This is a genomic window from Streptomyces calidiresistens (genome assembly GCF_014141525.1).
Lineage (GTDB): Bacteria > Actinomycetota > Actinomycetes > Streptomycetales > Streptomycetaceae > Streptomyces > Streptomyces calidiresistens.
On sequence record NZ_VKHS01000678.1, the window covers coordinates 1 to 2,974 of the forward strand.

At 73.5% G+C, this 2,974-nt stretch carries 2 protein-coding genes; both read right to left on the reverse strand.

Annotated elements, in window-relative coordinates:
- Nucleotides 1-78: 78 nt before the first annotated feature.
- The gene (locus FOE67_RS21355) at nucleotides 79-624 is read right to left on the reverse strand and encodes a type 1 glutamine amidotransferase domain-containing protein (RefSeq protein WP_182666463.1); all 546 of its coding nucleotides are present in this window, start codon (nucleotides 622-624) and stop codon (nucleotides 79-81) included.
- Between the two features lie 190 nt (nucleotides 625-814).
- Nucleotides 815-2,680: an acyl-CoA dehydrogenase gene (locus tag FOE67_RS21360; protein ID WP_182666462.1), complete on the reverse strand. Its 1,866-nt coding sequence runs from the start codon at nucleotides 2,678-2,680 to the stop codon at nucleotides 815-817.
- Nucleotides 2,681-2,974 lie beyond the last annotated feature (294 nt).

Genomic DNA, 2,974 nt, shown 5'->3' on the forward strand with positions numbered 1-2,974 from the left:
GACCGCCCACCGCCCACCGGTCCCTCCCGCACGCCGCGGCGGGGCCCCGATCACCGGGGCCCCGCCGTCGTCGCGGGCTCAGCGCGCGTTGGCGCCGTTCAACGCCCGTACCAGGGCCTCGCGGAAGGCCGGCAGGTCGTCGGGCTTCCGGCTGCTGATCAGCGGCCCCGGGCCGGCCTCGTCCACGACCACCGGCCGGTCCACCCAGGTGGCCCCGGCGTTGCGCAGGTCGGTGGCCAGGCTCGGCCAGGAGGTCACGGTCCGCCCGCGCACGGTGTCCGCCTCGATCAGGGTCCACGGTCCGTGACAGATCACCGCCACCGGCTTGCCCGAGGCACAGAAGTCCCGGACGAACGCCACGGCCTGTTCGTCGGCGCGCAGCAGATCGGGGTTGGCCACCCCGCCGGGCAGCACCAGCGCGTCGTACTCCTCCACCGAGGCCTTGCCGACCTCCTCGTCCACGGCGAAGGTGTCACCCCGGTCGAGATGGTTGAAGGCCTGTACCCGTCCGCCGCCGGTCGACAGCAGCTTCGGGGTGCCGCCCGCCTCCTGCACCGCCTCCCAGGGGTCGGTCAGTTCCACCTGCTCCGCGCCCTCGGGCGCCACGAGAAAGGCCACCTGCACGTCGATCACTTCCTTTCGGGACCTCGTGCCCCCCGGCCGCCCGGCCGACGGGTCCGGGACGGGAACCGGTCGCCACCGGAACCGCCCGCTTCCTGCGGGTCCCCGATCCCGGGAAAACCATGCGTCACCCGCGTATATCGGACCGTCCGCGCCGGGTGGGGGTCCCTTTCCGGCCCCTCCGGGGGCGGGATCACAGCCAGGCGGGGTCCGTGCGCTCGATCGTGTCGTCACCGGCCTCCACCGGCGCCAGCATCGCCCCGATCCGCGGCAGCTCGTGCCGGAGGAAGAAACGGCAGGCGTGCCGCTTCCCCTCGTGGAAGGAATCCCGCTTATCGCCGGTGGCCAGGTGCACGTCCAGCCACAGCCAGGCCAGCACGGTGTGGCCGAACGCCTCCAGGTAGGCGGTCGCCGCCCCCGGGATCGCGCCGCGTCCCTCCGGCGCGTGCAGCCGGGCGGTCACCCCGCGGATCCGCTCGGCCGCCGCGGTCAGGGTGCCGGCGAACTCGGCCCGCTCCCCGCCGGCCTCCTCCGCCCGGGCCACGGTGTCCGCGATCCGGGACAGCAGGAGGTCCAGGGCGGCCCCGTTCCCGGCCCGCACCCGACGTCCCAACAGGTCCAGCCCCTGGATGCCGTGGGTTCCCTCGTGGATGGGGTTGAGTCGATTGTCCCGGTAGTGCTGTTCGACGTCGTAATCGCGGGTGTAGCCGTACCCGCCGTGCACCTGGACGGCCAGCGAGTTGGCCTCGGTGCACCACTGCGAGGGCCAGCTCTTGGCGACCGGGGTCAGGATGTCCAGCAGCGTCGCCGCCTCCCGGCGGGCGCCGGGATCGGGTGCGGTCTCCCGTTCGTCCACCAGCCGCGCGCAGTACAGCACCAGGGCCATGGCCCCCTCCACCCACGCCTTCTGGGTCAGGAGCATCCGTCGCACGTCCGGGTGCTCGATGATCGGTACCGGGGGGGCGGAGGGGTCGCGATCGGCGAAGGGGCGCCCCTGCAGCCGGGTCCGCGCGTACTCCAGCGACTTCAGGTAGGCGGTGTACCCCAGAGCCGCCGCGCCCGAGCCCACCCCGATCCGGGCCTCGTTCATCATGTGGAACATGCAGGCCAGGCCGCCGTGCAGGGGGCCGACCAGTTCGCCGACCGCGCCCGGTTCACCGCCGGGGGTGTGGGCGCCCTCGCCGAAGTTGAGCACCGCGTTGGTGGTCCCCCGGTAACCCATCTTGTGGTTCAGGCCGGCGAGGACCACGTCGTTGCGTTCGCCGATCGCCCCGTCCGGCCCCAGCAGGTGCTTGGGGACCAGGAACAGGGACAGGCCCTTGACGCCGGGCGGCCCGCCGGGCACCCGGGCCAGCACGAGGTGGACGATGTTCTCGCTCAGTTCGTGATCGCCGCCGGAGATCCACATCTTGGTGCCGAACAGGCGGTGGGTGCCGTCCGGGCGGGGTTCGGCGCGGGTGGTGATGTCGGCCAGCGAGGAGCCGGCGTCCGGCTCGGACAGGCACATGGTGCCCAGGAACCGACCGGCCACCATCGGGCGCACCCAGGTGTCGATCTGGCCGGGGGTGCCGTGGGCGAGCAGCAGGTTGGCGTTGCCCCGGGTGAGCATGGCGTAGGCGGAGGTGCCGATGTTGGCGGCCTGGAACCAGGAGAAGCAGGCGGTCGCCACCACCCGGGGCAGTTGCAGGCCCCCGACGCCGGCGTCCATGGTCGCCGCGAGCAGATCGGACTCCCGGAAGGCCCGCAGTGCCTCGCCGACCTCCGGGATCATCTCGACCCGTCCGTCGACCATCCGCGGCTCGTTCAGGTCGGCGGCGCGGTTGTGGGGGGCGAACCAGCGGGTCGCCAGCGCCTCGGAGAGGTCGAGCACGGCATCGACGGTCCCCCGGTCGTGTTCGGCGTACCGCTCGCGGGCGAGCAGTTCCCCGGTGCCGAGCCAGTCGTGCAGGAGGAAGTCCAGGTCGGGACGGGAGACCAGGACGGAGCCCCCGGAGGGGCGGCCCCGCCGGGAGGCGGGGGTGGGGGAGGACTGCGGGGAGGTCGAGGTGGCCGGGGTCATCGCGGCTCCTCCTTCGCCGACTGGGGGACGGGTGGACGGGGGCCGGAACGGCCGCATCGTGTCCGCATCATGCCTTACCAAGCGCTTGCTCAGCCAGACCCCCGGGGCGACATCCGGCCCGCCGGCCCGTACCACCCCCGTGGCGGCAGGGGGCTCCCCGGTCGCCCGGCCGGGGAGCTCCCTGCCCCCGTCACCCCTCCGGCAACACCTCGGAGGTGAACCAACCGGGGGCCTCGGCCGCGAAGCGGTCGGGTGGCAGCAGCGCGGCGCCCTCCCTGTCTCTTATGCACATCT